This is a genomic window from Winogradskyella alexanderae (genome assembly GCF_020166335.1).
In the GTDB taxonomy this organism is placed as follows: Bacteria; Bacteroidota; Bacteroidia; order Flavobacteriales; family Flavobacteriaceae; genus Winogradskyella; species Winogradskyella alexanderae.
Genome location: NZ_JAIUJR010000007.1, coordinates 104,880 through 131,871, shown reverse-complemented (window position 1 = coordinate 131,871; position 26,992 = coordinate 104,880). Strand labels below are relative to the sequence as shown.

27 protein-coding genes are annotated in these 26,992 nt (G+C 34.8%); 15 read left to right on the top strand and 12 right to left on the bottom strand.

Going from position 1 to position 26,992, the window contains the following annotated elements:
• The first annotated feature begins 11 nt into the window (after positions 1-11).
• The 12 genes from LBU54_RS11265 (at position 12) to LBU54_RS15430 (ending at position 11,240) form a co-directional block, all read left to right on the top strand.
• Positions 12-2,261 (top strand): molybdopterin-containing oxidoreductase family protein, encoded by a 2,250-nt coding sequence (locus LBU54_RS11265; RefSeq protein ID WP_224529484.1) that lies wholly within the window; start codon positions 12-14, stop codon positions 2,259-2,261.
• Positions 2,258-2,794, top strand: coding sequence for a 4Fe-4S dicluster domain-containing protein (locus tag LBU54_RS11260; protein WP_224529482.1), 537 nt, complete (start codon positions 2,258-2,260; stop codon positions 2,792-2,794). Before LBU54_RS11265 ends, LBU54_RS11260 begins: the two co-directional genes overlap by 4 nt.
• A 10-nt stretch (positions 2,795-2,804) precedes the next feature.
• Positions 2,805-3,746 carry an NrfD/PsrC family molybdoenzyme membrane anchor subunit gene (gene nrfD, locus LBU54_RS11255; protein WP_224529480.1) on the top strand — a complete coding sequence of 314 codons (942 nt, stop codon included), beginning with the start codon at positions 2,805-2,807 and terminating at the stop codon, positions 3,744-3,746.
• Between the two features lie 10 nt (positions 3,747-3,756).
• Positions 3,757-4,281: a YeeE/YedE thiosulfate transporter family protein gene (locus tag LBU54_RS11250; RefSeq protein WP_224529478.1), complete on the top strand. Its 525-nt coding sequence runs from the start codon at positions 3,757-3,759 to the stop codon at positions 4,279-4,281.
• A gap of 15 nt (positions 4,282-4,296) precedes the next feature.
• The gene (locus LBU54_RS11245) at positions 4,297-4,887 is read left to right on the top strand and encodes a YeeE/YedE thiosulfate transporter family protein (protein ID WP_224529475.1); all 591 of its coding nucleotides are present in this window, start codon (positions 4,297-4,299) and stop codon (positions 4,885-4,887) included.
• Positions 4,888-4,906: 19 nt separating this feature from the next.
• Positions 4,907-5,584, top strand: a complete 678-nt coding sequence (locus LBU54_RS11240; RefSeq protein ID WP_224529473.1) for a rhodanese-like domain-containing protein — start codon at positions 4,907-4,909, stop codon at positions 5,582-5,584.
• Positions 5,585-5,605: 21 nt separating this feature from the next.
• Entirely contained in the window at positions 5,606-6,253 is a 648-nt protein-coding gene (locus LBU54_RS11235) for a rhodanese-like domain-containing protein (RefSeq protein WP_224529471.1), read from the top strand.
• 42 nt (positions 6,254-6,295) lie between these two features.
• Positions 6,296-6,946: a Crp/Fnr family transcriptional regulator gene (locus tag LBU54_RS11230; protein ID WP_224529468.1), complete on the top strand. Its 651-nt coding sequence runs from the start codon at positions 6,296-6,298 to the stop codon at positions 6,944-6,946.
• A 379-nt stretch (positions 6,947-7,325) separates the two neighbouring features.
• Complete coding sequence (locus LBU54_RS11225) at positions 7,326-8,309, top strand: rhodanese-like domain-containing protein (protein WP_224529466.1); 984 nt, start codon at positions 7,326-7,328, stop codon at positions 8,307-8,309.
• Between the two features lie 35 nt (positions 8,310-8,344).
• Entirely contained in the window at positions 8,345-9,358 is a 1,014-nt protein-coding gene (locus LBU54_RS11220; RefSeq protein WP_224529464.1) for a rhodanese-like domain-containing protein, read from the top strand.
• A 27-nt stretch (positions 9,359-9,385) separates the two neighbouring features.
• Entirely contained in the window at positions 9,386-10,456 is a 1,071-nt protein-coding gene (locus LBU54_RS11215; RefSeq protein WP_224529462.1) for a porin, read from the top strand.
• Positions 10,457-10,580: 124 nt separating this feature from the next.
• Positions 10,581-11,240 (top strand): Crp/Fnr family transcriptional regulator, encoded by a 660-nt coding sequence (locus LBU54_RS15430; protein WP_224529461.1) that lies wholly within the window; start codon positions 10,581-10,583, stop codon positions 11,238-11,240.
• A 127-nt stretch (positions 11,241-11,367) separates the two neighbouring features.
• Here the strand turns inward: LBU54_RS15430 and LBU54_RS11205 are convergent, their stop codons facing one another.
• From LBU54_RS11205 to tilS, 4 genes are all read right to left on the bottom strand, one after another.
• Entirely contained in the window at positions 11,368-12,327 is a 960-nt protein-coding gene (locus LBU54_RS11205) for a YheT family hydrolase (RefSeq protein WP_224529459.1), read from the bottom strand.
• A gap of 9 nt (positions 12,328-12,336) precedes the next feature.
• Positions 12,337-14,220: a CocE/NonD family hydrolase gene (locus tag LBU54_RS11200; protein WP_224529457.1), complete on the bottom strand. Its 1,884-nt coding sequence runs from the start codon at positions 14,218-14,220 to the stop codon at positions 12,337-12,339.
• A 64-nt stretch (positions 14,221-14,284) separates the two neighbouring features.
• Positions 14,285-15,907, bottom strand: coding sequence for an adenine deaminase (ade, locus tag LBU54_RS11195; RefSeq protein ID WP_224529456.1), 1,623 nt, complete (start codon positions 15,905-15,907; stop codon positions 14,285-14,287).
• On the bottom strand, positions 15,904-17,220 hold the full coding sequence (gene tilS, locus LBU54_RS11190; protein WP_224529455.1) for a tRNA lysidine(34) synthetase TilS: 1,317 nt from the start codon (positions 17,218-17,220) through the stop codon (positions 15,904-15,906). Before tilS ends, ade begins: the two co-directional genes overlap by 4 nt.
• 116 nt (positions 17,221-17,336) lie before the next feature.
• On the opposite strand from tilS, the gene LBU54_RS11185 reads away from it, so the two are divergent.
• Complete coding sequence (locus LBU54_RS11185; protein WP_224529454.1) at positions 17,337-18,026, top strand: hypothetical protein; 690 nt, start codon at positions 17,337-17,339, stop codon at positions 18,024-18,026.
• A 44-nt stretch (positions 18,027-18,070) separates the two neighbouring features.
• Here the strand turns inward: LBU54_RS11185 and LBU54_RS11180 are convergent, their stop codons facing one another.
• On the bottom strand, positions 18,071-19,363 hold the full coding sequence (locus LBU54_RS11180) for an anthranilate synthase component I family protein (protein ID WP_224529453.1): 1,293 nt from the start codon (positions 19,361-19,363) through the stop codon (positions 18,071-18,073).
• A gap of 111 nt (positions 19,364-19,474) precedes the next feature.
• Here LBU54_RS11180 and LBU54_RS11175 point away from each other — a divergent pair, with 111 nt between their 5' ends.
• Positions 19,475-20,830, top strand: a complete 1,356-nt coding sequence (locus tag LBU54_RS11175) for a DEAD/DEAH box helicase (protein WP_224529452.1) — start codon at positions 19,475-19,477, stop codon at positions 20,828-20,830.
• Positions 20,831-20,928: 98 nt separating this feature from the next.
• On the opposite strand, the gene LBU54_RS11170 is transcribed toward LBU54_RS11175, so the two are convergent.
• From LBU54_RS11170 to LBU54_RS11155, 4 genes are all read right to left on the bottom strand, one after another.
• The gene (locus LBU54_RS11170; protein WP_224529451.1) at positions 20,929-21,756 is read right to left on the bottom strand and encodes a mechanosensitive ion channel family protein; all 828 of its coding nucleotides are present in this window, start codon (positions 21,754-21,756) and stop codon (positions 20,929-20,931) included.
• A gap of 26 nt (positions 21,757-21,782) precedes the next feature.
• On the bottom strand, positions 21,783-21,962 hold the full coding sequence (locus LBU54_RS11165; protein WP_224529450.1) for a hypothetical protein: 180 nt from the start codon (positions 21,960-21,962) through the stop codon (positions 21,783-21,785).
• Positions 21,955-22,533: an RNA polymerase sigma factor gene (locus LBU54_RS11160; protein ID WP_224529449.1), complete on the bottom strand. Its 579-nt coding sequence runs from the start codon at positions 22,531-22,533 to the stop codon at positions 21,955-21,957. The genes LBU54_RS11165 and LBU54_RS11160 overlap by 8 nt, the downstream gene beginning before the upstream one ends.
• 76 nt (positions 22,534-22,609) lie before the next feature.
• Positions 22,610-23,014: a DUF2721 domain-containing protein gene (locus tag LBU54_RS11155; protein WP_224529448.1), complete on the bottom strand. Its 405-nt coding sequence runs from the start codon at positions 23,012-23,014 to the stop codon at positions 22,610-22,612.
• A gap of 251 nt (positions 23,015-23,265) precedes the next feature.
• On the opposite strand from LBU54_RS11155, the gene LBU54_RS11150 reads away from it, so the two are divergent.
• Positions 23,266-23,862 carry a hypothetical protein gene (locus tag LBU54_RS11150; RefSeq protein WP_224529445.1) on the top strand — a complete coding sequence of 199 codons (597 nt, stop codon included), beginning with the start codon at positions 23,266-23,268 and terminating at the stop codon, positions 23,860-23,862.
• A 47-nt stretch (positions 23,863-23,909) separates the two neighbouring features.
• Here LBU54_RS11150 and lpdA read toward each other — a convergent pair whose 3' ends face one another.
• From lpdA to LBU54_RS11135, 3 genes are all read right to left on the bottom strand, one after another.
• Positions 23,910-25,310, bottom strand: coding sequence for a dihydrolipoyl dehydrogenase (lpdA, locus tag LBU54_RS11145; protein ID WP_224529443.1), 1,401 nt, complete (start codon positions 25,308-25,310; stop codon positions 23,910-23,912).
• Between the two features lie 233 nt (positions 25,311-25,543).
• Positions 25,544-26,314 carry a LuxR C-terminal-related transcriptional regulator gene (locus LBU54_RS11140; RefSeq protein WP_224529442.1) on the bottom strand — a complete coding sequence of 257 codons (771 nt, stop codon included), beginning with the start codon at positions 26,312-26,314 and terminating at the stop codon, positions 25,544-25,546.
• Positions 26,315-26,477: 163 nt separating this feature from the next.
• Complete coding sequence (locus tag LBU54_RS11135; RefSeq protein ID WP_224529440.1) at positions 26,478-26,936, bottom strand: Lrp/AsnC family transcriptional regulator; 459 nt, start codon at positions 26,934-26,936, stop codon at positions 26,478-26,480.
• Positions 26,937-26,992: the final 56 nt, after the last annotated feature.

The following is a 26,992-nucleotide window of genomic DNA, read 5'->3' as shown; positions in this document are numbered from 1 at the left end:
AATTATTGGACATGGTCACATCTAGAAGAAAATTTATTAAAATATCTGCCCTTGGTTTTTGCGGTGCTGTTGCATCATCTTCTGTAATTAGTGCATTTGGCGGCAATTCAATTTTAAATGAATTAGTTGCTGAAAACATCGCGAAAAAATTAAAAAAGACGGCTACATACTGTGAAGTATGTTTTTGGAAATGTGCAGCTTGGGCGCATTCAGACGAACAAGGAAATATCAAAAAAATCATTGGTAATGATATCGATCCGCATTGTAACGGAAGACTATGTCCAAGAGGCACAGGCGGAATTGGTATGTATTCCGATGAAGACCGATTAAAAACACCTTTAATTAGAACAACTATTGATGGAGAGCAAACCTTTAGGGAAGCATCTTGGGATGAAGCGTTAGATTTAATTGCATCCAAGTTTAAGCAAGTTAAAGATACTCATGGTGCCGAGTCTATTGCTTTATTAAAACATGGTTCACCTGGCAAGCATTTAGAGCATCTCTTTAAAGCTTATGGATCGGATACCATTGCAGAACCAGCTTACGCACAATGTCGTGGACCAAGGGAGACAGGTTTTGCATTAACCTATGGTTCTTGGGTTGGTTCTCCTGAACCTACGGATATAAGAGACACAAAATGTTTGGTGTTAATTGGTTCTCATATTGGCGAGAACATGCATAATACACAAGTACAGGAAATGTCTGACGCTATAGATAATGGTGCAACAATCATTACAGTTGACCCGAGATTCTCAACAGCAGCAAGTAAATCACAGCATTGGTTAGCAATTAAGCCAGCTACAGATATAGCCTTAATGTTGGCTTGGATGAATGTGTTGATTGAAGAGGAGTTATATGATAAAGAATATGTAGATAAATATTGTACTGGATTTAACCAGCTTAGAGACCATGTATTGAACTTCACGCCAGAATGGGCTTATGGTATTACAACCATCAAACCCGCAGAAATTAGAAAAACTGCAAGAGCAATGGCAAATGCTGCTCCATCTGTCATTATACACCCTGGTCGCCATGTAACTTGGTATGGAGACGACTCACAACGTGCTAGAGCAATGGCAATATTGAACGCTTTATTAGGTTCCTGGGGACGACGAGGCGGATTCTACTTTAAGGAGAGTTTGAAAGTGCCAAAATTCCCTCATCCTAAATATCCAGAACCAAAATGGGGTTGGCAAGATATTGGTAAAAAATTTCCATTGGCTCAAATGGGAATCACTACAGAAGTAATGAAATGTGCAATTCCAACTGAAGAAAACCACGAAAAATATCCAGTAAAGGCGATGATGATTGCTGGAACTAACATCACGAAATCTATTCCTAATAAAAAATTACTAGAGGATGCCATTGAAAATCTCGAATTCATAGTTGTATTAGATACGATGCCAATGGACGTTACTGGTTACGCTGATATTGTGCTTCCGGAATGTACATATTTAGAACGTTACGATGACATTCGCTCTTCACCTAACAGAGAACCATCCATTGCAGTCAGAATTCCAGCAGTGAAACCAAAATATGATTCCAAACCAGGTTGGTGGGTTGCAAAACAAATAGGTGAACGTCTTGGTTTAAGTGAATATTTCAAATTTGATGATTATGAAGAAGTCATTGAATGGCAATTGAATAAACTAGGCACATCTCTGGAAGAAATGAAAAAGATTGGCGTAAAACAATTCCCTCGTAAATCTGGTTCGTTATATCTTGAAGAAGGTAAAACCCATGAGTTTGCTACCGAAAGCGGAAAAATTGAATTGTATTCCAATCAATTGAAATCACTTGGATTCGACCCAATCCCTGTCTTCACCAAACATCCGGAACCACCTCAAGGATTCTATAGATTAAATTATGGAAGAGCACCTATGCATACATTTAGCAGAACTGCCAATAATCCTAATCTAAATGATCTAATGAATGAGAACAAACTTTGGGTTAACCCTAAAGTTGCCAGAATTCTTGATTTAAAAACAGGTCAGAAAGTTTGGTTGCGTAATCAGGATAAGGTGACTTCAACATTTCCTATAAAAGTTCGAATTACCGAAAGAATTCGTTGGGATTCTGTGTATATGGTTCATGGTTTTGGTCATGACAATAAAAAACTGACCAAAGCCTTTGGTAAAGGAATCAACGACACACAAATGATAACAAAAGTTGCTGTAGACCCAATTATGGGAGGAACAGGAATGCGAGGCAACTTTGTTGAAATTTTAACTGAAAACCCACATAAAACTGTAACGATATGAGATATGCAATGGTTATAGACACCTTAAAATGTGTTGGTTGTAGCGACTGTGTCGTGGCTTGCCAAACAGAAAACGATGTGCCTGTTGGATATTGTAGAGATTGGATAACAGAAACTGTTGATGGTTCGTATCCAAACGTAGTATTGGAACTAAAATCAGAACGCTGTAACCATTGCGAAAATGCACCTTGTGTACGATGTTGTCCAACTGGCGCAAGTCATATAATTGATGGTGGAATCGTATTGGTTACGCCAAATGAATGTATTGGCTGTGGTGCATGTATCGAGTCTTGTCCTTACGATGCACGTTATTCTCATCCTGAAGGTGGCTATGTAGATAAATGTACGTTCTGTAATCATAGATTGGAAAAAGGACAGTTACCTGCATGTGTATCTGTCTGTCCAACCAACTGCATGTATTTTGGCGATCTGGATAATCCAAACAGTAAAGTTTCCAGATTATTGAAGAATAGAAAATATAAAACTTTGGCTCCCGAAGCTGGAACCAAACCACAAGTATATTATTTAATATAAGATTAAAGTTATGCAAGAAGAAATTTTCGTAAGCGGAAGAGACATTCCGAATATAGACCCTTCATTGGAAATTTGGCATTGGCCAATTGGATTGTATTTGTTTTTAGGTGGTTTGGCAGCAGGTATTATATTGTTTGCTTCGATAGTCGTTATTCTCAACAAAGAAGATGAGTATCCTACAACTGTAAAATATGCATCCATAATTCCACCTATTGCTCTGGTAATTGGATTGATAGCCCTGATTTATGATTTAAAGAATCCCCTTTATTCATGGCAATTATATACTACTATTAGAATAGAATCGCCTATGTCTTGGGGAGCATGGGTATTACTTATCGTAACACCGTTATCTTTCTTATGGGTGTTCAGCTATTTCTCAGAATTGTTCCCCACTTGGGATTTAAAGTTTGAATGGTTGAAAAAATTCGAACAATTCGTTAAAAAGAATCGAAAGAATATGGCGTACCTATTGGTTCCATTATCGATAATTTTAGGGGTGTATACCGGAATTCTGTTATCAGCATTCAATGCCAGACCTCTCTGGAATAATGCTATTTTGGGACCTTTATTCTTGACTTCTGGATTATCAACAGGAGCAGCGGCCATCATTCTACTTGCCAAGACTGCCCAGGAACGTCATTTGTTTGGAAAAGTAGACTTAGCCTTGATTATCATTGAACTTGGATTGATCATTCACATGCTTATGGGAATGTATGCTGGGTCTGAAGTACAACTGGAAGCCATGCGCCTGTTGGTTGGTGGTGAGTTCACAGTATTATTCTTTGGGTTTGTGGTTATTCTAGGTTTGATAATTCCTGGAATTCTGGAAGCTCTTGAAATAAAAGGCTATAAAGTTCCCGTAGCAATTCCTGCATTACTGGTATTAATTGGTGGATTGATTTTTAGATTTGTCATGGTTGAAGCAGGTCAAATAACACGTTATCTCTATTAAAGATTAAGCAATGGATAAAGAACAAAACAGACACGTTTATTGGAACCCCTATTTTGGAGGTTTCCTGCTGGGATTGTTAATCATATTAACATTCTATATAACCGGTAGAGGCCTTGGTGCAAGTGGAGCTATGAAAAGTAGCGTTGTTACCATGGTTGATGCAACATCACATGAATACGCCAAAAAAAGTGCCTTTTACAGCAAATTTGTCGAAGGTGACAAAAATCCAATGAATAACTGGATTGTTTTTGAAACTATTGGTATTTTAATCGGCGCCTTCATTTCGGGTGGATTAGCCGGACGAATTGGTTGGCGTACGCAACATTCACCAAAAATTACTAAAAGAAGACGTTTAATATTTGCCCTTTTGGGAGGTGTTTTATTTGGTGTGGGTTCACAAATAGCCAGAGGATGTACAAGTGGAGCTGCTTTAAGCGGTATTGCTGTGCTGTCTACAGGAGGATTTATAACAATGTTGGCTATATTCGGAACAGGGTTCCTGGTGGCTTACTTTTTTAGAAAAAATTGGATTTAAAAACAGAATAAGATTATGGGACCACTAATTCCAAACGACATCATACCTTTTGAGTGGAATAGTATCATCGCGATAGTAATTGGTATTTTCTTCGGGTTTATATTAGAAGCCTCAGGATTCTCATCGTCCAGAAAATTGGCTGGTGTATTTTATGGTTATGACTTTGCAGTATTGAAAGTGTTCTTTACAGCAGCTTTGGTATCTGCAATAGGCATTCTATACTTAGATTATCTGGGATACTTAGATATGAGTATGCTATATATACATCCTACCTACCTATGGGGCGCTATAATAGGTGGAGCTATTATGGGTATAGGATTTGTAGCCGCTGGATTTTGTCCTGGCACAAGTTTATGTGCTGTAGCAATAGGTAAAATTGACGCCATAGTATATGTTTTTGGTATTATGATTGGAATTTTTATTTTTTCACAGCTCTATGGCCTTTTAGATCCTATTCACAATGGATATTTTCAAGGATACGTTACCTTAATGGATTCGTTAGATTTTGATCCTTATTGGTTTATTTTCTTATTTACTATTGCCGCAGTTATTATTTTTGCCTTTTCTGATTTGATTCGCAAACGGGTTAAAAAAGTGTTTTACTAAATTATTTAAATATTGGATAATGTTAAATCGAAAATTAGTTAAGGTTTTATCCTTCAGATACGTCATTCTGGCGGTTGTATTTGTGATTCTTGCCGGAGGTTTGTTATTGCTTCCTAAACATGAAAAACAAGAAGGCATCAGTCCTGAGAATTTATTAGCCAATGCCTTTAGTCCAGAGCGATATATTACAACGGATGAGCTTGCAGATAGAATCATAAACCAGGATCCTTCTTTATTATTGCTTGATGTTCGTGACGAAAGTAGCTTTAAGACATACACCTTACCAAATGCCATCAACATCCCATTAAGTAAGGTACTAGAAGAAGACTCACAACCTTATCTTAATCAAAATGCCTTTGATGTGATTCTTTTCTCCAATGACAACTTTCATTCAGACCAGGCCTGGATTTTATGCAACCGATTGGGATATAAGAATTTGCATGTTCTAAAAGGCGGTTTGAATGAATGGTACAACACGATTATAAATCCAAAAAAACCAACAGAGAATATGGCTTCTATCGAGTTTGAAAAATACAATTTTCGTAAAGCGGCCAGCATGTATTTTGGTGTGGCTTATCCAGAAAAGGTGGTTCAAAAAGCTGAAGTTAAAAAGTATGTTCCTAAACAACCTGAGGCTCCAAAAAAAGTAGTACCAAAGAAGAAAAAGAAAAAAATGCCTTTAGAAGGAGGTTGTTAACCAGCTAAAAATATATTTCTTATGAAAGAATTAGAAAAAACCAAACGAATTTCCATAGCAGCTGTAATGACAATTTTAGTAGTCATAATTGCGTTATTGTCATATAAACGTCCCAAGCATTTATATACAACACAGCCAACTGATGCATTGGCTCAAATATTGAACACAGATTATCTATTATCGCAAAAGGACATTAATTTGACAAACCAAGCTTTGATTGATCTAAGAAGCCAGTTTGATTTTGATAAAGGGCATCTTGAAAATGCAATTAATATGTATGCTCCTGAAATTTTGAATGATGAGAATTCAGATGTATTAACAGATTTAAAAGAACAAGGTAAAACCTTGGTCTTGTATAGTAACAACCCAAATGAAGCCATTGCACCCTATATGGTTTTGTATCAATTAGGTTTTGATAATATAAAAATACTATCAGTTGTAAACAGCTATTATCAGAACAAGTTGATTACAAAAGACGTAACGGTCGAAAATGCGCTAGCAGATGTGAATGCTTTTATTCAAGAATCAATAAAAAAGAAAGAAGAAGCCATGAAAAAGGCAAAAGATGCAGCTGCCAAAACTAAATATGTTGCTTCAAAACCAATTATAGCCCCTAAGATAGTAGTCCCAAAAAAGAAGAAAAAAATGCCTGTAGAAGGAGGTTGTTAGTCTTAAAATTTAGTTTTTTTACTAACCTTTAAAACCAACAAAATGGCAACTAATAAAAGTCTCAACAAATCAAGATTTGTTAGGCAATTCCATAAAATTTTTGAGCCAAAACTGATTCAGGAAATTGTTGAAAAAGGTGTGCTTAAGAGATACGGAAAAGGAGAGATCTTATTGGATATTGGAGACAATATGACACATATTCCTTTAATTATTAAAGGACTGGTTAAAGTATTAAGAGAAGATCAAAACGAAGATGAAATGTTGTTGTATTTCTTAGAAAAAGGTGATACTTGCGCTATTTCATTTATTAACTGTATCAACTTGAGCAAAAGTATTTTTAGAGCTTCAGTAGAAGAAGAAACAGAATGCCTAATGCTTCCTGTGAATTTAATTGAAGATTGGCTGATTAAATATAAATCATGGCGCATATTTATCATAGATAGTTACCACAATAGACTGCTTGAGCTTGGCGAAGCAATACGGAGTTTAGCCTTCTTAAATTTAGATGATCGACTCATAGATTATCTTAAAAAACAAGTGGAACTGAAGCATTCAGAAAAGCTATCCATCACACACCAAGAAATAGCTAACGACCTACATACATCCAGAGTAGTTATATCGAGACTTCTAAAAACTTTAGAGCATGATGGTAAGATTAAATTAGGCAGAAATAAGATTGATGTATTGATTTAACTTTCAAGCATCAATACTAAAAATATTCTTCTTTATAAGGTGAGTTTATGTAACTCAAGTCACATAAAAAGGTCTTCAATCCCATTCAATAGAATGGGATTTAAAATTTAGTGCCAAATAGCTATTCTTGCAAATATTCACAATTTTATTTTTTTATTATAAAATATTGTAAATCAATTATTTACGATACAACATTGAAACCATTCCTAATTGAATTGCTTTGTAACATTAGTCACTAAAGAATGTAACAAATGATACTGTATTTACCCAATATACATTATCTATTTCTGATAAAAGTCATAAAAAACACAGGTCTTCAGCAATAAATTTATACTCGAGTTTAAACAATTAATTTTTTTGAATTTTAAATAATTATGACATGAAAAAATCAGTTTTAATTTTAATTGCATTATCCATTTCTTTTGCTGCTTTTAATAGTTATGCTCAAGAAAAAGTTAATGCCGCAAACACGGTAGATGAATTTACAACTCTGGTAAATTATCTAGAACCAAATACAAGCTTTCTTAAAGGCGAATTGCCAATAATTATGGCAGATGAGGTTAAGAAAAACTTTAAGAATCCTAAATATCACATTGTTGATTTAAGAACAGATAGCTGGTATGAATATGGTCATATTAAAAATGCAGCCAATGTTCCCGCTACAGAATTGCCAACTTATTTTAAAGAGACCATTAACCCAGAAGATTTCGAAAAGATAGTTCTTATTTGTTATTCTGGTCAATCCGCTGCTTACTACTCGAGCTTACTCAATTTAGCTGGATACGATAATGTATATAGCATGAAATGGGGAATGAGTGCCTGGAGAGAAGACTTTGCCGCCAATGCTTGGACTAAAAATGCAAAAAATGACTTTGCTGACAAGCTTGAGGCAACTGCAAACACAAAACCAGAATTAGGTGAAAGCCCAGTTATAAAAACAGGAAAGACAGAAGCAAAAGATATTCTTAATGCAAGACTTGAGGAACTATTTGCGACACCTTACAGTGACTTTATAGTAAAATCAGCAGAGGTTTTTGAAGCGCCTGGAGACTACTTTGTTGTTAATTTTGACAACTCTGAAACCTATACCAAGGGTCATATTCCTGGAGCTGTTCAATATCAACCCGGTACGTCAATATTATTAGAATCTGATCTATTATCACTTCCAATTGACAAAAAAATAGCGCTTTATTCTGCTACAGGGCAAGAAGCCGCTTACATAGTTGCTTACCTAAATGTGTTGGGATACAACACGGGTAACATTGCCTACGGCGAAAACGGATTTATGAATGGAGTAATGAAAGATAACGACTGGAACGCATTCACTAAAAAGGAAATTAACATGTTCCCAGTAATAGAATAAAAACAAATTAATCAAATAACATAAACAAATAAATCATGAAAAAATTATCGTTATTTCTAATAGGATTATTATTAGTCCCTGCACTTTTCACCTCCTGTGATAGAGGTGAAGAACCAACTGATGGTGATTTTGTTGCAACACCTGCTTTTACTCTTATGAAAGAGTATATGGTAGACAACAATCTGGATATAAATAATATAAAAGGCACTAAAGGTCAACCTACTTTCTTTGTTAAACCTGCTCCTGCAGAAGCAGATCTAGCGACTTTTCTTGACACATATTATTTAATGGATATAAGAAGCAGTGCTGACTTTGCTGCAGCTCGCATTGATGGTGCAAACAATGTCCCTTTTTCTGATATTTTAACAACGGCTGCGACTACTACTAAACCAATATTAGTAGTATGCTATACAGGACAAACCGCTTGTTACGCAACTGCTTTATTAAGATTATATGGCTATCCTGATACCTATGCTCTAAAATGGGGTATGTCTGGATGGAATGCTGCAACTTCTGGCAAATGGGATAACAACATAGGAACCATTGCAAATGGCCACCCAAATTGGTCGGATACTGATACAGCACCTACAAATTTAACATTTGACGACCCAACAATTACAACCAGTTTAACAAATGGACAAGCAATCCTTCAACAACGTGTTGAAGCTGTTGTAGCAGCTGGATTTGGTCCTGCTACTGTAAGTGGTTCAGATGTATTAAATAGCCCTGGAAATTACTTTATCAATAACTATTTTAGTGAAGGAGATTATGCTGCATTTGGCCATATTGAGGGTGCTTATCGTATTTTACCATTTGGCCTTGGTGATGACTCTTATAAAGCATTAAATTCTGGAAGTAATGCACAATTAGTTACTTACTGTTACACAGGTCAGACATCTGCTATATTGACAGCTTGTTTAAGAGTTCTTGGTTATGACGCCTATTCAATGACATTTGGAATGAATGGTATATACAATGATAATCCTGCCTGGACCTCAAATCAATGGGGTGGTGATTCAGGACCAAAAAATCTACCAATAGTGCCATAAATTTTTATTGAATAAAAAACACATATAATGAAACTCATATATAAATTGATCTTTTTAGTACTGCTATTTAGTACCAGTACAATATTATCCCAAGGTTGTGATGTTGATGACCCTTCTAGTAGCAGTGATACTACAGGGACAAAGAAGATTAAATTATTCGGATATTTACAACCTCAGTTTGACTATAATTTTACAGATGGGGACCAGAATAACACCTTTAAATTTAGACGAGCGCGTATTGGAGTAAGAGGGGACATTTATGAAGATTTCTCTTACTACTTCATGCTCGAAGCTAGTCCATTTATTGGTAACCAAAGCGATGTCTACCTCATGGATGTATTTATTACGTATCATGCAGACAATTGGGCTAGAATTTCACTTGGTTCTTACAAACAACCATTTAGCTTAGATCTAGCAACACCTTGTTTTGCCTTAACAACCATTGAAAGGGCAATCGTTGTAGATCAGTTAGTTACGCCACAACGTGATTTTGGTATCGGTATATTTGGAGGCAACAAATACAATAGACTCAACTATGCTGTTGCCATAATGAATGGTTCGGGTATTGGAGGCTTCAAACCTTTAGACAATAATACTAAAAAAGATATTGTCGGAAGAGCGACCTATAGATTGACGGACTTCCTAACAGTAGGAGGTAGTTTTCGCTATGGATTCCCGTTGTTAAACGACAATGAATCTGACCGAACAACTTATGGTTTTGAATTCTTAGCCGAATTGAATAAACTTAAAATTCAAGGTGAATACATTCACGATACTGGAGCATATTTAACTGCCGCTGGAGGTGGATGTGGTGGTTTAGATCCAGTATCACTAGATGGACTTACCTCTGATGGTGCTTATATTATGGCTGCTTACAGTGTCAATGAGAAGTTCCAACCTGTCTTCAAGTGGGAATATTTTGATCAAAATGTTGATGTAAGCGATATCCCTGGTATTTATCAGGAAAGAATGACATTTGGCTTTAATTATTTCTTTAATAAAATGTATCGATTACAAATAAACTATTTTGCAAACATAGAAACTGTAACAAATGTTGACAATGACCAAATTGCAGCACAGATACAAGTAAAGTTCTAATTTTTTAATTGTTTTCACTGTATAAATTAAACTAAATTTTGAACTTAGAACCCTCTAGCAAAAGTTAGAGGGTTTTTCTTTGTCAATTTATTACCTTTACCTAAATAAATTTCATTTTTGTACAGTGACAAACCAAGAACTTGTTTTACGTGAGAAATTAGCCGTATGCTACTCTGATATCTTTGAAGAGAAATTAATTGATGAAATTGTAAAAGTTGGCCGCTATGATAAAATAAAGAGCGGTGAACTTTTAATAGATATAGGCTCAGAGCTAACTCACATCCCACTTATTTTAGATGGTGTCGTAAAAATCATTCGTAAGGAAAAAGAAGGGGAAGAAATTCTTTTGTATTTTCTTGAGCGAGGAGATACTTGCGCCATATCATTTGTAAACTGCATCAATAAAAAAAAGAGTATATTCAAAGGTGTGGTCCAAAACGACATAGAAGCCATCTTCATACCAGTTGAAAATATTGATAGCTGGTTAGCTAATTTTAAATCATGGAGACATTTTATCATAGACAGTTATCATTTCCGATTGATCGAAATGGTAGAATCTATAGACTGTTTAGCTTTCATGCAAATGAGTGAACGATTGCTAAAATATCTAACCGATAAAGTGAAAATAAACAATGATGTGGATCTGGAAATAACGCATCAGGAAATAGCGCAAGACCTGAATTCTTCGAGAGTTGTGATAACAAGAGTCATTAAGCAGTTGCATGATGAAGGCAAGATATTTTCTACAAGAAACAAGATAAAAGTTTTAGAATTTCACGAATAAATTGATTCATATATCAGAACACCTAAACACAATAAATAGGTTTTAAGTTTAGTATCCATAACACTCCAGACAAGATAGACTCATAAAACCAGTAGTCCAAAAAAATAGTTTTGATGAGATTTTAGATTTATAATTGATTCACAAACTCCAAAGCTCTTTTCTCATTGTAGTAGATATTGTTACTATCTATAAATCCAACATGGCCACCATACTTCGGCATTTCTAAATATAGACTTGGATTGTTTTTTGATTCCTTAACAGGATAGCATTCTGGCGAAAGGAATGAATCATTAAGTGCATTTATAATTAATGAAGGCACTTTAATATTTGGTAAAAATTGAAGACAACTTGCTTTATCATAATAGTCATAGGCATCTCTAAACCCATGTGCTTTAGATGTATAAACATGATCAAAATCAATTAAACTTTTTATTGAATTAAAATCTGCAATCGTCAATTTGTCAGGGAATTGATTAAGTTTTGGTTTTAGCTTCTTCTTTAAATGGTCCAGAAACCGAATGGCGTAATGTTTGTTTTTTAAACTGAGTAGTTCATCACAAGAGCCTTTTAAACTACATGGTGTAGAAACCGCTACAACGGCCTTAATTTCCTTTGGTATATTATCACGTTCTCCAACATATTTCAATGCCAAATTAGCACCGAGACTTATCCCTTTTATATAGATCTTATTATATGTATCTTTGGTTAAAATATGATTAACAACCGCTTCCAAATCTTCAGTTGCTCCCGAATGATAACTACGGTATAGTCGATTTGGTTCTCCACTACAACCCCTAAAATTAACAGCACAAGCATCAATACAATTTTCATTGAAGAGTTTAGCAGGACCTGTCACATAAGGCCTTTGCGCATGACCTTCTAGTCCATGTAATAGAATAATGACTTTATCTGTTGCTTTAGAGGCACAACTCCAATCTACATCAATAAAGTCACCATCTGCCAACTCAATGCGTTCCCTAGATTGCGATAAACCTTTTACCTGCCTAGCAAGGCCCGAAAAAACGGTAGATACAAAGCTTTTTTTAGCCCAGAAAGGCGGTTTATAATCCGAATCGATTACAGGCATGTCATAAGTTTATTTTAGAACTGTAAACTCTACTGTTGAATCATTAAACACTTTATGTGTTTGAGCTTCAAAATCCTCTTCTTTTGCTTGGAAAATATTCTCAACATAAGTCTGAGGGTTGGCATCTATATAAGGGAAAAATGTACTTTGAACCTGTATTTGTATTTTATGTCCTTTTTTAAACGTATGAAACACATCCTGTAATTTTAAATTTACTTTGGTCTTTTGGTTAGGCACAAAAGGCTCAGGTGTTGTCATGCTATTTCTAAATCGGCCTCTAATGGTTTCACTTCTAACCATCATGTGATAGTTACTTAACTTTAAGTGATCTTGTACATCATTTGTGTTTTTTGTATCGGCTGGAAACACATCTATTACCTTTACAATCCAGTCTGCAGCGGTACCTGTAGTTGAGACATTGAGTTTTGCTATTATCTCGCCGGCTAAGGTGACGTCTTCCTCTAATGCATTTGTTTCAAAGGTTAATACATCTGGTCTTCGTGCTGCAAAACGCTGATCGTCAGTCATAAATTTTCTTGGGGTGAAAACCACTTTAATATCTTCAGAATATGGAACTGGTTTTTTTGGGTCACTTATAAAATCTGAAGAAACGTCTTCTTTAGGCACTTGCTTTGTTAATTGTTCTCCTGCCTGTAAATAATAAATTTCTTTTTCAGTTTTAGCAGGTGGCCAAGACTCAAATGAATGCCATGTGTTTTTACCCGTATCGAACATGTGTGCTTCAGGCAATCCTGTTTTACCATTGGCCTCTCCCTTTAAAAAGTGATTAAAGAATTTAGTTTCAACATTTTTTTGAAAATAGTCTGATATGCCGTCACCAAAATAAATATTTCCGATAACCTGTCTTTCTCGTGTTCTTGCCCAATCGCCGTGACTCCATGGACCAAAAACTAAGGTATTATAGTTATTACTGTTTACCTCTATGCTTTGGTATGTATTGTAAGGTCCATAAAGATCTTCAGCATCAAATTGCCCTCCAATAATCATTGTTGCTGGCTTAATATCCTTTAGATGCTGAATTATTCCTCTACTCTGCCAAAACTCGTCGTATGCAACATGTGTTTTGAGTTGCTCCATAAAAACGTTGTCCTCATCATAAAACTTTTCTAATTTGCTCAGAGGCATATGATCTAAGAAAAATTGATACTGGTCTTCTGTACCAATGTCGGGAAATGTATACCAAGACTCGGTGGTAGGCTTATCTTTCATGTAACCGAAGACTGTAGTCGCCCTCCAATAGCTTAATAAATAAGCGCCATTATGAATAAAATCATCAAAGAAGAAATCACCAATACATGCCTGAGGCGAAACTGCTTTTAAGGCTGGGTGCGCGTCTAACAGTGAATAAGTTGCATAGAAACCTGGATAAGAGATACCGTAAACTCCAACGTTACCATTATTGTTTTCGACATTATTTATGAGCCATTCTATAGTGTCATAGGTGTCACTGGCCTCATCCGTCTCATCACCAGTCTTATTGGGAATGTAAGCTCTCATATTATCGTATACCCCTTCACTATTCCAGCGACCTCGAACATCTTGATAGACCATAATATTACCTTCTTCCATGAGGTATTTATTTGGGCCTATTCTTGATCTATAATTTTCCTCTCCATAGGGTCTGCAACTGTAAGGTGTACGCATCATTAAAATAGGATAGGTTTTTGAAATATCTTTTGGGGAATAAATAGTAGTGTGCAAGTTTATACCATCACGCATTTCTATCATTACCTCTTTTTTTGTGTAATTATTTTCTACAAAATTATCTTCAACTACTGCTAAAGGTTGTACGGTGGCAATGGAATCTATGACATTTTTGGAATGCGCAAAATAAATTGTAAGTAAGGTTACAAGAGCAATTCTAATAAACATAATTCAGTTGGATTTTAAATTCCTAAAGATAATTGATTGAAAACATAAAAGTTTGAAGGAAATGTTAATTGACTTCTAAACTGGTAAACTGAAATATTTGACCATTAAACAAGCCTTTATCTGAGATTTTAAGTGACGGAATAACCAACAAAGCCATGAAAGACAAACTCATATAAGGCGCTTTTAGAGTGCACCCCATTTGTTTTGCCATTTTATCTAAATTAGCGTAGGCTTTACCAACTTCCTCTATATGTTTATCGCTCATTATACCAGCTACTGGGAGCGGCAAAACACCTTCCGCGGCGTTTGTAACGGCGCAAATACCTCCTTTGTTTTTGATAATGAGATTTACTGCTTTACATATGGCTTCATCACATACGCCCACAACAATAATATTGTGCGAATCATGGGCCACAGAAGATGCAATTGCACCTTCTTTGAGGCCAAAATTTTTAATGAAGGCTACTGCTGGTTTCTCATTTTTATAACGATTAACTACAGCAATTTTTAAAACATCTTCTTTGGTATTTGATTCTAGATAACCATTTTCAACAGTCGCATTTTCTATACGCTCATTCGTAATTAACTCACCATCCAAGCAATCGATGACGCGTATTTGTTTTGCAATAGACTTAATCTTAAAATCTGCAATCTGTTTGGGTTTAACGCGGAAATTATTGAGAATCTCGAAATCTACTGATTTTATATTTGATCTACCATTATCATAGACCAATTTTCCATTGATGTAGGTTTGAAGTGTTCTAAAAGATTCTAAATCTTCAACAATAATGAAGTCTGCACTATCGCCAACATTTAGCAATCCCACATCCAAATTGTAATGCTTTATAGGGTTTATACAAGCCATCTGCAATACCTTAAAAACATCTTTTCGATCCGAAACAGCACGAGCACAAAGTTGATTGATATGGCCGCACAACAAATCATCAGGGTGCTTATCATCACTACAAAACATCATTTCGTCGTAATACTTATCGATCAGATTTTTTAGCGCTTCGTAATTTTTAGCTGCACTCCCTTCTCTGATGAGCACTTTCATGCCTTTTTGAAGTTTTTCCAAACCTTCTTCATAAGCAAAACACTCATGATCTGTACTTATACCTGCTTTTATATACTTGCTTAAATCATCTCCCCGTAATCCGGGAGCATGACCATCAACGGGCTTATTATAATACTTGGCATACTCTATTTTTTTTGTGACCTCATCATCCTCATGGATTACTCCAGGGTAATTCATGAGTTCTGAAAGATATTTTATATCTGGATTAGCCATAAGTTGTTTAACACCATCTGCATCAATAACAGCTCCGGCAGACTCAAAATGTGTTGCCGGCACACAAGAAGGTGCACCAAAATTGAATTTGAACGGCGTTTTATTGCCATTTTCAATCATAAATTCAACACCTTTCAGGCCAAGTACATTAGCAATTTCATGAGGATCTGATACCGTTGCCACAGTGCCGTGCTTTACAGCAATTTTCGCGAATTCTGAAGGAACAAGCATGGAGCTTTCTATATGAATGTGAGCATCTATAAAACCTGGTAAGATGTAATGGCTTTCTTGACAATTCTTTTCAAGGATTTCAACGATTTTATCATTTTCAATCGTGATTTCACCTTTGAAAATTCTTCTATTTAGAATATCTATTATGTTTCCTCGAACCTTCAAAGAATTTCAATTTTAAGGATTTTATCGGTATGTTTAGTTACTTTAAATCGATCATCCGCTCGTCGCCCAACAACCCAGATGATATCTCCATTAGACTCTAACACCCAGGTTGTATCCTTTTGAAAAGGTGTAAGTTTTTCGTCTTTTAAGAATTTGCTCAATTTCTTTTTTCCTTGCATTCCGAGCGGATATATGTATTCTCCTTTTTGCCAAAGTCTTAATTTAAGTGGAAACTTTAATTTAGCTCTATCTACATAAATCGTAGTACTAGTATTGTCTTGTGCGTTTTTGGTATCCTCAAGTGTTAATGTCCCTATTGGTGTTTCACTAGACATATTGGTCTCGTCAATTAAGGTACACTCATTATTTGGCAATTCCTTATCCAAATCTGTTAGAATTAGATGTTGTCGATGCTTAGTAAGTTTATGTGAGTTTGACTTCACGTATTTACCTGTTTCTGCATCCAATAATCCAACTATATCATTCCACTCGGTAAACCCGTAAGCCTTAAACATTTCAAATAGGTAGGCTTTAGAATTATTAACCTTTTTAAATTCTAAAATCTTATACGTAACACCATCCTCGTCAATACTAACAATAGCTCTTTTGGCCACTGCATTAAGGCTTTCTTCAACAATGTCGGCTGTATCATTTAAATTTTCTAACGTGTTTTTAAAACCCTCCAATAATTGTGGATTTATTTTTTTAAGTACTGGTACAACCTCGTGTCTTAGCTTATTTCGCAAATATTTCCTGGTCGAATTGCTCTCATCTTCACGCCATTTAATATGCTTCTGGTGTGCACAATTCGCAATCTCCTTTCTTGAAAAAGACAATAAAGGCCTTACAATGTTACCATTAATTTCAGGAATACCAGTGAGCCCATTAAGACCTGTGCCTCTTAAGAAGTTTATAAGAAATGTTTCGAGATTATCATCTGCATGGTGTGCCGTAAGGATATAATCAAATTGCAATTGCTCAGCAAGTTCGTTTAACCAATTATAGCGCAATTCGCGAGCAGCCATTTGAATGGAAAGCTTATTATCCTTAGCATATGAGATGGTCTCAAAATTTTGAACAAAGACCTCAGTCTCTAATTTATCTCCAAGGTCCATAACAAATTCTTCATCTGCATCACTTTTAGTACCCCTTAAATTAAAATTACAATGGGCCAGTGCAAAGTTTAAACCTAAATCTGCACATAAATGGGATAATACCACACTATCAATTCCACCAGATACCGCAATAATTATCCTAGAATTTAACAGAAATTCAAGGTGCTTTTTTGTATTTTCATTAAATGCCTCTTGCATCTTGTAAAGATACAATTTTGAGCAGGTCCTACAATCTTATAATATCGCAAAATGACAATTGTCATAGTATTTAAAAGACAATATTAATAGCTTTAAAAAACATTAAAAAATAGGTCATGAGTACATTTAAAGAATTATCATCAAAATCTGCCCAAACTGCTTTTGACAAAAAGGTTTTATCGGCAGTGCCACATTTACATCCCTATGTGAAGCATAGAATTTATATAGCAGAAAGTACAGGGATATTACCAAAAAACATGTACTCATCTAATGGAATTATTGATGAGTGTATCATTGAACTTTATACTAAGGGTTTTAATATTGAGGCAGACCGAATGGCAGTAAAATTGGAACTTTTTAAACTTGTAGACAACTACATGAATGAGCTGTTTAAAAAAGAGGCTTATCATAAAAATACCATAAGTACTAACTCTATTTTGGATGATGAAATCTCTAGATTAGGTGAAGACTTCACTGTAGATGCCGATCTTGATTTAATTTTGAATACAGAACTTAGTGATATTTCCTATAAACAAGACCACAATAACCACCTTTACTTATACGAAGATAAAGAGGCCTCTATGTTGCGTGCTTTTGAATTGGAGGATTTATCACCAAGCGAATCTCCTAAAGTATTCGGAAGATTTTATAGCTGGTTGCCTATTAACATCTCTAATATTGTAGATTTATACATCTTTGGAAATCTAGAATTCGAGGACATTGCCAAAATAAAACATATAACTAAAGAGCGTGTAGAGTTGATTTTCGATCGTGTTAAAAAAAGCTTTAGAAGCCATTTAGAATAAAACTTCTGAATTTTAATTGAGTATTAGAACCATAAGAGCTTATATCAGTTCTCCAGTACTTCTCGCATGGCCTTTGCCTTTATTAAACATTCTTCGTACTCATGCGTTGGATTGCTTTTAGCTGTGATTGCACTGCCTACCGAATAGGATACATATCTATTGGTTTGGTTATATAGTATGCTTCTGATAATAACATTAAAGTCGAAGTCGCCATTTGGACTGAAGTAACCAACAGAACCAGAGTATAAACCACGTTTTGTTTCTTCTAGATTCTCAATAATTTTCATGGCAGAAATTTTAGGAGCACCCGTCATGCTACCCATTGGGAAAGTAGTTTTTAAAAGCTCAATCGGAGAAACTTCCGGATTAACTTCGGATGAAATAGTAGAAATCATCTGATGTACCTGCAAGAAAGAATAAACCTTGCAGAGTTCTTCAACTTTCACACTTCCTTTATTTGCGGTATGCGACAAGTCATTTCTAACCAAATCTACAATCATTATGTTTTCGCTTCGCTCCTTTTCATTTATTGATAACTCAAAGGCTAATTTCTGATCTTCTTCAACGTTTAAGGAACGTTTGGCCGTTCCCTTTATTGGCTGGGAAATTACTTTGCTGCCAGTCTTTTTTATATAGCGCTCTGGCGAAGCAGATATTAAATATTTATCGTCTTCCCTTAGAAAGGTAGCAAAGGGCGGTTTTGAAATGTTATTTAGTTTAATAAAAGTGTCGAGCGGATTTATCTGACAATCTTCCGAGTAAAATTCTTGGCAAAAATTAGCTTCGTAGATATCGCCATGCTGAATGTGTTTCAGCATTTGTTCTGCTTTTTCAAAATACTCGTCTTTATGAATCCTTAATTTAATTTTTATCTGGTCATCAGAATGGAATACTTCTAAAGGTTCAAAACGCTCAATACTTCTATAATCTGATTCTATTTCATCGTCAACTAGTTTTAGATAAGACACTTCAACTTTATTCCCTTTAATTAAAAAAAGTTTTTTTGGTTGAAAGAAAAACAAATCAGAGAATCCCAGACCGTCATAATTTTGGGATTTAAGGTCTTCAATATTGTTTTTTAAATCGTATGTGAGATAGCCAAATATCCAATCTTTAACGCTAGATTGATAATCTTGGAGGGCATTAAAGGCATTTGTAAAGTCAGTCTTTAAACTTGTAAAGGCATCAACAGCTAATATGGCATCGTAATTACCATATTTATCACTATAGTTATTAGAATCTAACCAAATGATTTCGCTGTATTTCTGGCACCACTGTAAAAGGTTGTACTTAAATTTTAGTGGGTCAGATAGTTTATAGGAAACCGTTGTTCTCAATACACTTTTTATTGAGCTCAAAAATACTAGAAAAGATTTAATGCCTTTTAAATAGTTTCGATGATTTAGTGCTACAATTTATTTGATGTAGATTTGTGAAAACTTTTCATTTTGACTTTCAGAGATTTAAACCTTAATACACCAATATATAATGCTCTAGATGACCTTGGTTTTGAAACACCAACCCCGATTCAAAAAGAAGCATTTAATGTAGTGGCTTCCGGAAGAGACATGGTTGGAATAGCGCAAACCGGAACAGGAAAAACATTTGCCTACATGCTACCCATTTTACGGCATCTTAAGTATTCTAGACAAGATAACCCTAGAGTACTTGTTATAGTTCCTACAAGAGAATTAGTTGTACAAGTAGCTGAAGAGATTGAAAAGCTTTCAAGGTATATTAATAATCGTGTTTTAGGGGTTTATGGAGGTACAAATATTAACACTCAAAAGCAAGCTGTAGCGCAGGGATTAGATATTATTGTTGCCACCCCAGGCAGACTTTATGATCTAGCAATGAGTAGGGTTTTGCAACTCAAATCTATACAGAAGCTGGTAATTGACGAGGTTGATGTAATGTTGGACTTAGGGTTTAAACATCAACTGATGAATATTTTTGACATTCTGCCAGAACGCAGGCAAAATATTATGTTTTCAGCAACTATGACAAAAGATGTGGACAGTCTTATCCAAGGCTTTTTCATAACCCCTCAAAAAATTCAAATTGCTGTTTCAGGCACACCATTAGAAAATATAAATCAACAACGGTATAATGTACCAAACTTCTACACCAAGGTAAATCTTCTTCAAGACCTCCTTAAAATCAGAGACTTACATAGTAAAGTATTAATTTTTGTTGGGTACAAGAGCATGGCAGATTTGCTTTACGAAAAACTGGAAGAATTTTTTCCTGGAGAATGTTGTGTTATACATTCTAATAAAACTCAAAATTACAGACTAAAAAGTATTGAACAATTCAGTGTTGGAGCGCACCGCATGCTAGTAGCAACAGATGTTATGGCTCGCGGTTTGGATATCGATGATATCTCTCATGTAATCAATTTTGACACTCCAGAATACCCAGAGAACTATATGCACAGAATTGGAAGGACTGGTAGAGCAGAAAAAGAAGGTCATGCTATATTACTTTCTACAGAAAAAGAACAAGAGGCCAGAAAACGTATTGAGTCCCTAATGCAATTTAAAATTCCTTTAGCTGAGATACCGGAATATATTGAAATATCAACTGAATTAATTGACGAAGAACGTCCTAAACAAAAAGAAAGGCATAACCCAATTAAGCGCACTAGTAATGGTAAAGAGGGGCAATCAATCCATGAAAAGAAAGCAAAAAACAAAAAGGTAAATCTTGGTGGTTCTTATAAACGTGAAATTGCCAAAAAGTATAAAAAACCAAAAACACGAGGTGACAAAAGCTCAAATAAGCGAAAAAATAGACGCAAATAAAAAAAATCTCTTCCAAAAAATGGAAGAGATTCTCAATATCTCAAGTGCTACAGGACCGCATTTTATATAATATAAAATCTATAACCCTAACCTTATAGTTAGTCCTGCATTTGCACTTGATTCTCTACAATATCATTTATAGGAACTACTAAAAGACCATCCTTATTTTTAAGCTTTACAGAAATGCCTTCTACCGCTTCAATTGTATATTTCTTATTGTTGAATTCAATTTTTTGCCCAATTTCGTACGTCTTACGCGCATAAAATGATTTTAGCAATTTTCCAACAACTTCTTTGGCACCTAGACCAAAAGCTATGGCAAAGGCCAATAGGAAAGCTGCAATAATCATGTTTATGTTATCGGTAATAATTTCAGTATCTATTCCAGCCTGATTTAGTGCAGTAATTGAAATAAAAGTAAGTAGCAAGAAGAAAACAACTTGGCTAATCAATTTACCACCGGAAAGATCCATTGATTCGAATAGTGATCTCAAGCCGTTTTTCACAAAATTTGCAAATAATAATCCTAGCGTAAATATTAAAAGTGCAGCGAATAGCTTTGGCAGGTAGCTCAACAGTTCACTAATCTGAGTAGAGATTATCTCAAGGCCCAAAATATCTGAAGCTGTTATTAATAAAACAATATACATTAACCATTTCACAAAATTTGAAATGATTTTAACTGTATCAAAATTAAGCTCCTTACCCTCTATAATTTCAATTTCATTCAGCTTATCGTCTAACTTATCAACTTTAGCAAGCTTCAACACTTTTTTGATAATTCGTACAATTATTTTGGTGATAATCCAACCAAATATAAATACAACTAAGGCTCCAATAATGTTTGGAAATACATTGGTAATTTCCATCCACATGGAGGTCAAGGATTTTAGCATTACCTCTTTGAATTCTGTCATTTTTTCCATACTAATAAGATTTAAGTTAGGGTTTATTAAGTAATATCTTTTCTGTTTTTACTAACGCTATCAATGATATAACCTAGATTATAGGAAAACAATTCTGCCAATTCCATTAATAGTTTTGCCATGGCAATGTCATGCATAACCTTGCTCTTCAATTCTGCAGGAACCTCCTTTAACGGTTGATTAATATGTTTAAATGGATTATCCATTCTTTGTATAATTATCGTACTTCTGTACTAATTTTTCTTTCGCTCTTTTTAATCGCATTTTTACTGCGCTTTCGCCAATATCTAAAGCTTCAGACAACTCCTTAATGGTTAAGTTGTCTTGGTACTTTAGTAATAGTATCATTTTTTCGTCTGGTGAAATTAGATCCATTACCTTTTTCAACTTTTCCACACGCATACTTTGAAACTCTCGAGTTGAGTCTACATCTTCACCAATGTTTTCAATACTATCAGAACTTACGGATTTCTTCTCAATCTTCTTCGCCGTATTTCGGGTAACATAGTTCACGCAATGGTTGTAAGTGAATGCATATAACCATGTTGAGAATTTTGATTTTCCTTTGAAACTTCCGAGTTTAACAAATACTCTTAAAAACACATCTTGTGTTAAATCTTTTGCTTCATCGACGCCATTTGCAAACCCGTAACATTTATTATACACCATGGTGGCATATCTATCGTACAGTACCTCAAACAACAATGTGTCGTTGGTTTTTACGATTGCCTCTACGAGTGCTTCATCGGTTAGGCTATGAACATCCGTTGGTGTCAATTTTTTACTATTGGTTTTCAGTTGGTTGTAATTAAGACACGCTTTGCTTTATGATGTCACATTTAATTTCAAAAAATTACAATTTAAATTGATCTTCAATATCTCTAAGGTGATGCTTAAGTGCATTCGTTGAGATCTGTATCTCCCAAATTAAAAATGCTAAAGACATAATAAGCAGCAATAAAGCCACTCCAAAAATCCATACAGCAATCACATGTTGATCTATATAAACTAAGAACATGGTAAGAACGCAGAGTAGCAAACTCGCTATTCCAAAAATTTGCATCCAGCGCGTTAGCTGTAAGCGTAATTTCAAATTATTGATTTGTCTAATAAGTGACTCTTCCCTTCGCTCCAAAAACCTTTCACTCAAGTTTCTTATAATTGCTGCATAAGCCAAAAATCTGTTAGTGTATGCAAGCATAATTAGGGAAATTGCAGAAAATAAAAGTGCAGGTGTAGTTAGCGTGAGTTCTTCCATTAATGAATTGCAATTAAGCATTGCAATATTAAGGATAGCAACCCTGAAAAATTAACATATGTTAAAATTGTTATCAACGATGAATGTTAATATTCTAAGATTAACATCAAGTACCTAGACAATTAACAGAAAAGATTTTGTCGTTTATCGAAGATTAAAACTCAAAATTTTCTGTTTGGCAGATTATTATTAACTTGAAATTCGTAGTCCAAAATCTAACCTGTGCTGTTGCATTAAATTTAACCTAATTAATGGAAGATTACTTACATAAGTCGATACCTAATCTTAAACCATTTGATTTTGATCTTCATCATGATTCCCATTTTATAAATCAGCAATGGGTTTTGGTAAATGGTATATCAAAAAAGAAATCCGTTTATACATTTAGAAAAGACAATATCTTAGAAATTAAGCGCAGAAACCAGATTATAAATACATCTTGGTATATAAACGCAAGAAATGTCTTTTCTATAGAAACTGAAGATGGATTAATTAGAGTAAAAGCCTATTTTAAGGATAACGATATTTTGGTATTAAATCGACAGGACAAAAAGGATTTTGCTGTTTATATTAATACAACTAACTATGAAAGCGAGTTGAACTCGGTTGACGATATTAAGGACTATTTAAAGGAAAAATATAAACAGAAAGCCAGTAATGTTATTTATGAGCATAAATTCTATTATATAGAAAAATCTAAAGAGTTTGGACCATTTAAAGTTGAAGAATTGTCTCATAAAGTAAAGAACGAAGAGATTTCTGCCTATTGTTTTGTCAGAGATATAAACGAAGCCGATTATAGTAAACGTTTACGGATTAATGATCTCATTGCTGAGTTGCAGACATAAAAAAGGGAACTAATAAGTTCGCTTTTTTATGTCTTTAAACAATGTATTTATACATGCAAAGCCCTATCCTCTGTTGCGGCTAATGCTGCTTCTTTTACGGCTTCTGCAAATGTTGGATGTGCATGTGAATATCTTGAAATATCTTCTGCAGAAGCTCTAAATTCCATCGCAGTTACTGCCTCAGCAATTAAATCTGCACAACGTGCACCAATCATATGTACGCCTAGTACTTCATCGGTGATTTTGTCTGCCAATATCTTTACAAAACCATCTATATCACCACTTGCTCTCGCCCTACCCAAAGCTCTAAATGGAAATTGGCCAACTTTGTATTCAACGTTATCAGCTTTCAATTCTTCTTCTGTTTTACCCACAGCTGCAACTTCTGGCCAAGTATAGACAACACCTGGTATTAAATTGTAATCTATGTGTGGCTTCTGGCCGGCTAGAGTTTCTGCCACAAAAACACCTTCCTCCTCGGCCTTATGCGCTAACATCGCCCCTCTTACTACATCTCCAATCGCATAAATATTAGGTGCTGAGGTTTGTAAATGTTCATTTACTTCTACTTGTCCCCTATCATTAATTTTTACGCCTGCTGCTTCTGCATTTAATCCATCAGTATAAGGTCTGCGACCAACTGATACCAAACAATAATCGCCTTTAAACTTAACGGTCTCTCCTTTCTTATTTTCTGCAGTAATAATAACTTCTTCCCCTTTACGTTGTACTGACTTTACTTTGTGGGACATCATCATATTACATTTTGCCTTCTTAAAAACTTTATTAAGTTCTTTTGAAAGTCCAGCATCCATAGTTGGCAGTATGCGATCCATATACTCCACAACCGTTACTTCTGCACCCAATCTATAGTATACCTGACCTAATTCTAGACCAATTACACCACCTCCTATGATAATTAGATGTTTGGGTACCTCTTTTAACTTGAGCGCTTCAGTAGAGGTTATAATTCGCTCTTTATCTATTGTTATAAATGGTAAATTACTCGGTTTGCTTCCTGTAGCTATAATTATTTTCTTTGCTTCAATTTCACTTGCATCCTTCCCGTCAATTTTAATATGTGTTGCGTCGATGAACGAACCAAGACCTTCGTAAACATCAATTTTGTTTTTCTTCATTAAAAAATCAATCCCAGCTGTTGTTTGGTCTACAACAGCTTGTTTTCGGGCAATCATTTTTTCTAAGTTCACTTTAATTTCGCCTGGAATTTCGATCCCATGTTCTTCAAAATGCTTTGTAGCCTCTTCATAATGGTGAGAGGAGCTTAGTAAGGCCTTACTCGGTATACAACCAACGTTCAAACACGTTCCGCCTAATGTTGAATATTTTTCTATTAGGGCAGTTTTCATACCCAATTGGGCACATCTTATCGCTGCTACATAACCACCGGGGCCAGAACCTATTATTGCTACATCGTATGATTTCATATAAAAGTATTTCGGTTTTTAAAACGACTACAAAAGTACGATATAGATTAAAATTGAGGTAAGAAGTAGCTTGTTTTTTGGCGAAATACCTTTTAAGATACCTGCATCAAAAAAGTGTCTAATGATTAAAACCAATGACACTTTTTTTAATTCCCCTAAGAATAAACTAATAGCTTTGTAAATTTCTTACAATTTTCCTTACCCTACAATACTCAATTTGAGTAAATTCATCACTAAATAATGTTCTGATTGAGCTTCAATATACCAATAAGCTCACCCGTAGATGAAATGTTTAATTTTTTCAGAATATTCCTTCTATGGGTATCTACCGTATGAGATGAGATATTTAGACGTTCAGATATTTCCTTACTACTAAAATTTTGAATTAAGAGCCTTATAATATCGCGTTCTCGATTACTGATACCACCGTTTAACAACTTTTGTGAATAGGAATTAAAAAAAATAGTTTCGTATTCATTTTTATCGTTCAACAGTTTTGCTGAAGCTGATATGTCTAGTTTAAGATTAGAATCCAATACTGTATAATGCGCAAGACCAATGATAGGTTTATTGTTACTATCAAAAGCAAGTGGCGTGGTATTTTGAACGATATTTACATATACATCATTCGCATTTTTAAATCTATAATTCCAGGTGTAATTTGCTTTTTGCCTATCTGTCTCAGTAATATTACCCATTGTAAACTCCATCAACTCATTTAACGCTTTAAGCCAATTTTCCAAATCATCTGGATGAATCCTAGACCAAAAATAACGCATGCCCTTTTCCTTTAAATCTTCAGAATTTAATCCAACACAGGACTTATAGTTCTTACTAACGTATTCAAAGCTCAAGGTTTGTGTATTAGTAACACAAAAAAAAGTTGAGCTATACGGTAAATAACTATCCAACTCAATGATTTTCTTGATGTGTGTCTCTAACGAAGGTTTATCGTAGGAGCTAAATATGGACGTGTAGAGGTCCAAGATTTTGTTATAATTCATCTAAGTCGTAGCGTTTTACCAAATTTATGAAAAAATAAATAGCAATAGCAAGCCACAAAATGACCTCAGGTTCTTGCTATTCAGAATCAGACTGCTTGTAACGTATCTCTTCCTATATAGTTGGTAATACATAATTAATATTAAAAAGTTATTAAGGCACTGACTAAAGTTCAATAGCCGTTGTATGTTTTACTTCATTAATCATAAACATGCTATGTGTGCTCCCTATGTGGTTGATTCTAGTTAGTTTCTTTACCATAAATTCCCTAAAAGCTTCCATATCCTCTACCAACACTTTCAGCAAATAATCATAGTCACCACTTATATGATAGCATTCTAATACCTCCTCGAGTTGTGCCACCTCTCTCTCAAAACTTACAACAAAATCTTGAGAATGCTGTATCAGTTTAACATGGCAAAATGCAACGAAACCTTTGTTAACTCTTTTTTTGTCAACTAAGGCTACGTATTTTTTTATTATACCATTGGCGTCAAGCTTTTTTATCCTTTCAAAAACAGCAGTAACCGACAAGCCAAGCTCTATGGACAATGCTTTATTTGTTTGCTTAGAATCGTCTTGGAGTAATTTCAAGAGTTTTTTATCAGTTTTATCTAGTATCATGACCTATGATTTTTCGGCAAACCTATTGCAACTAATTTAAATAATGAAAAATATAC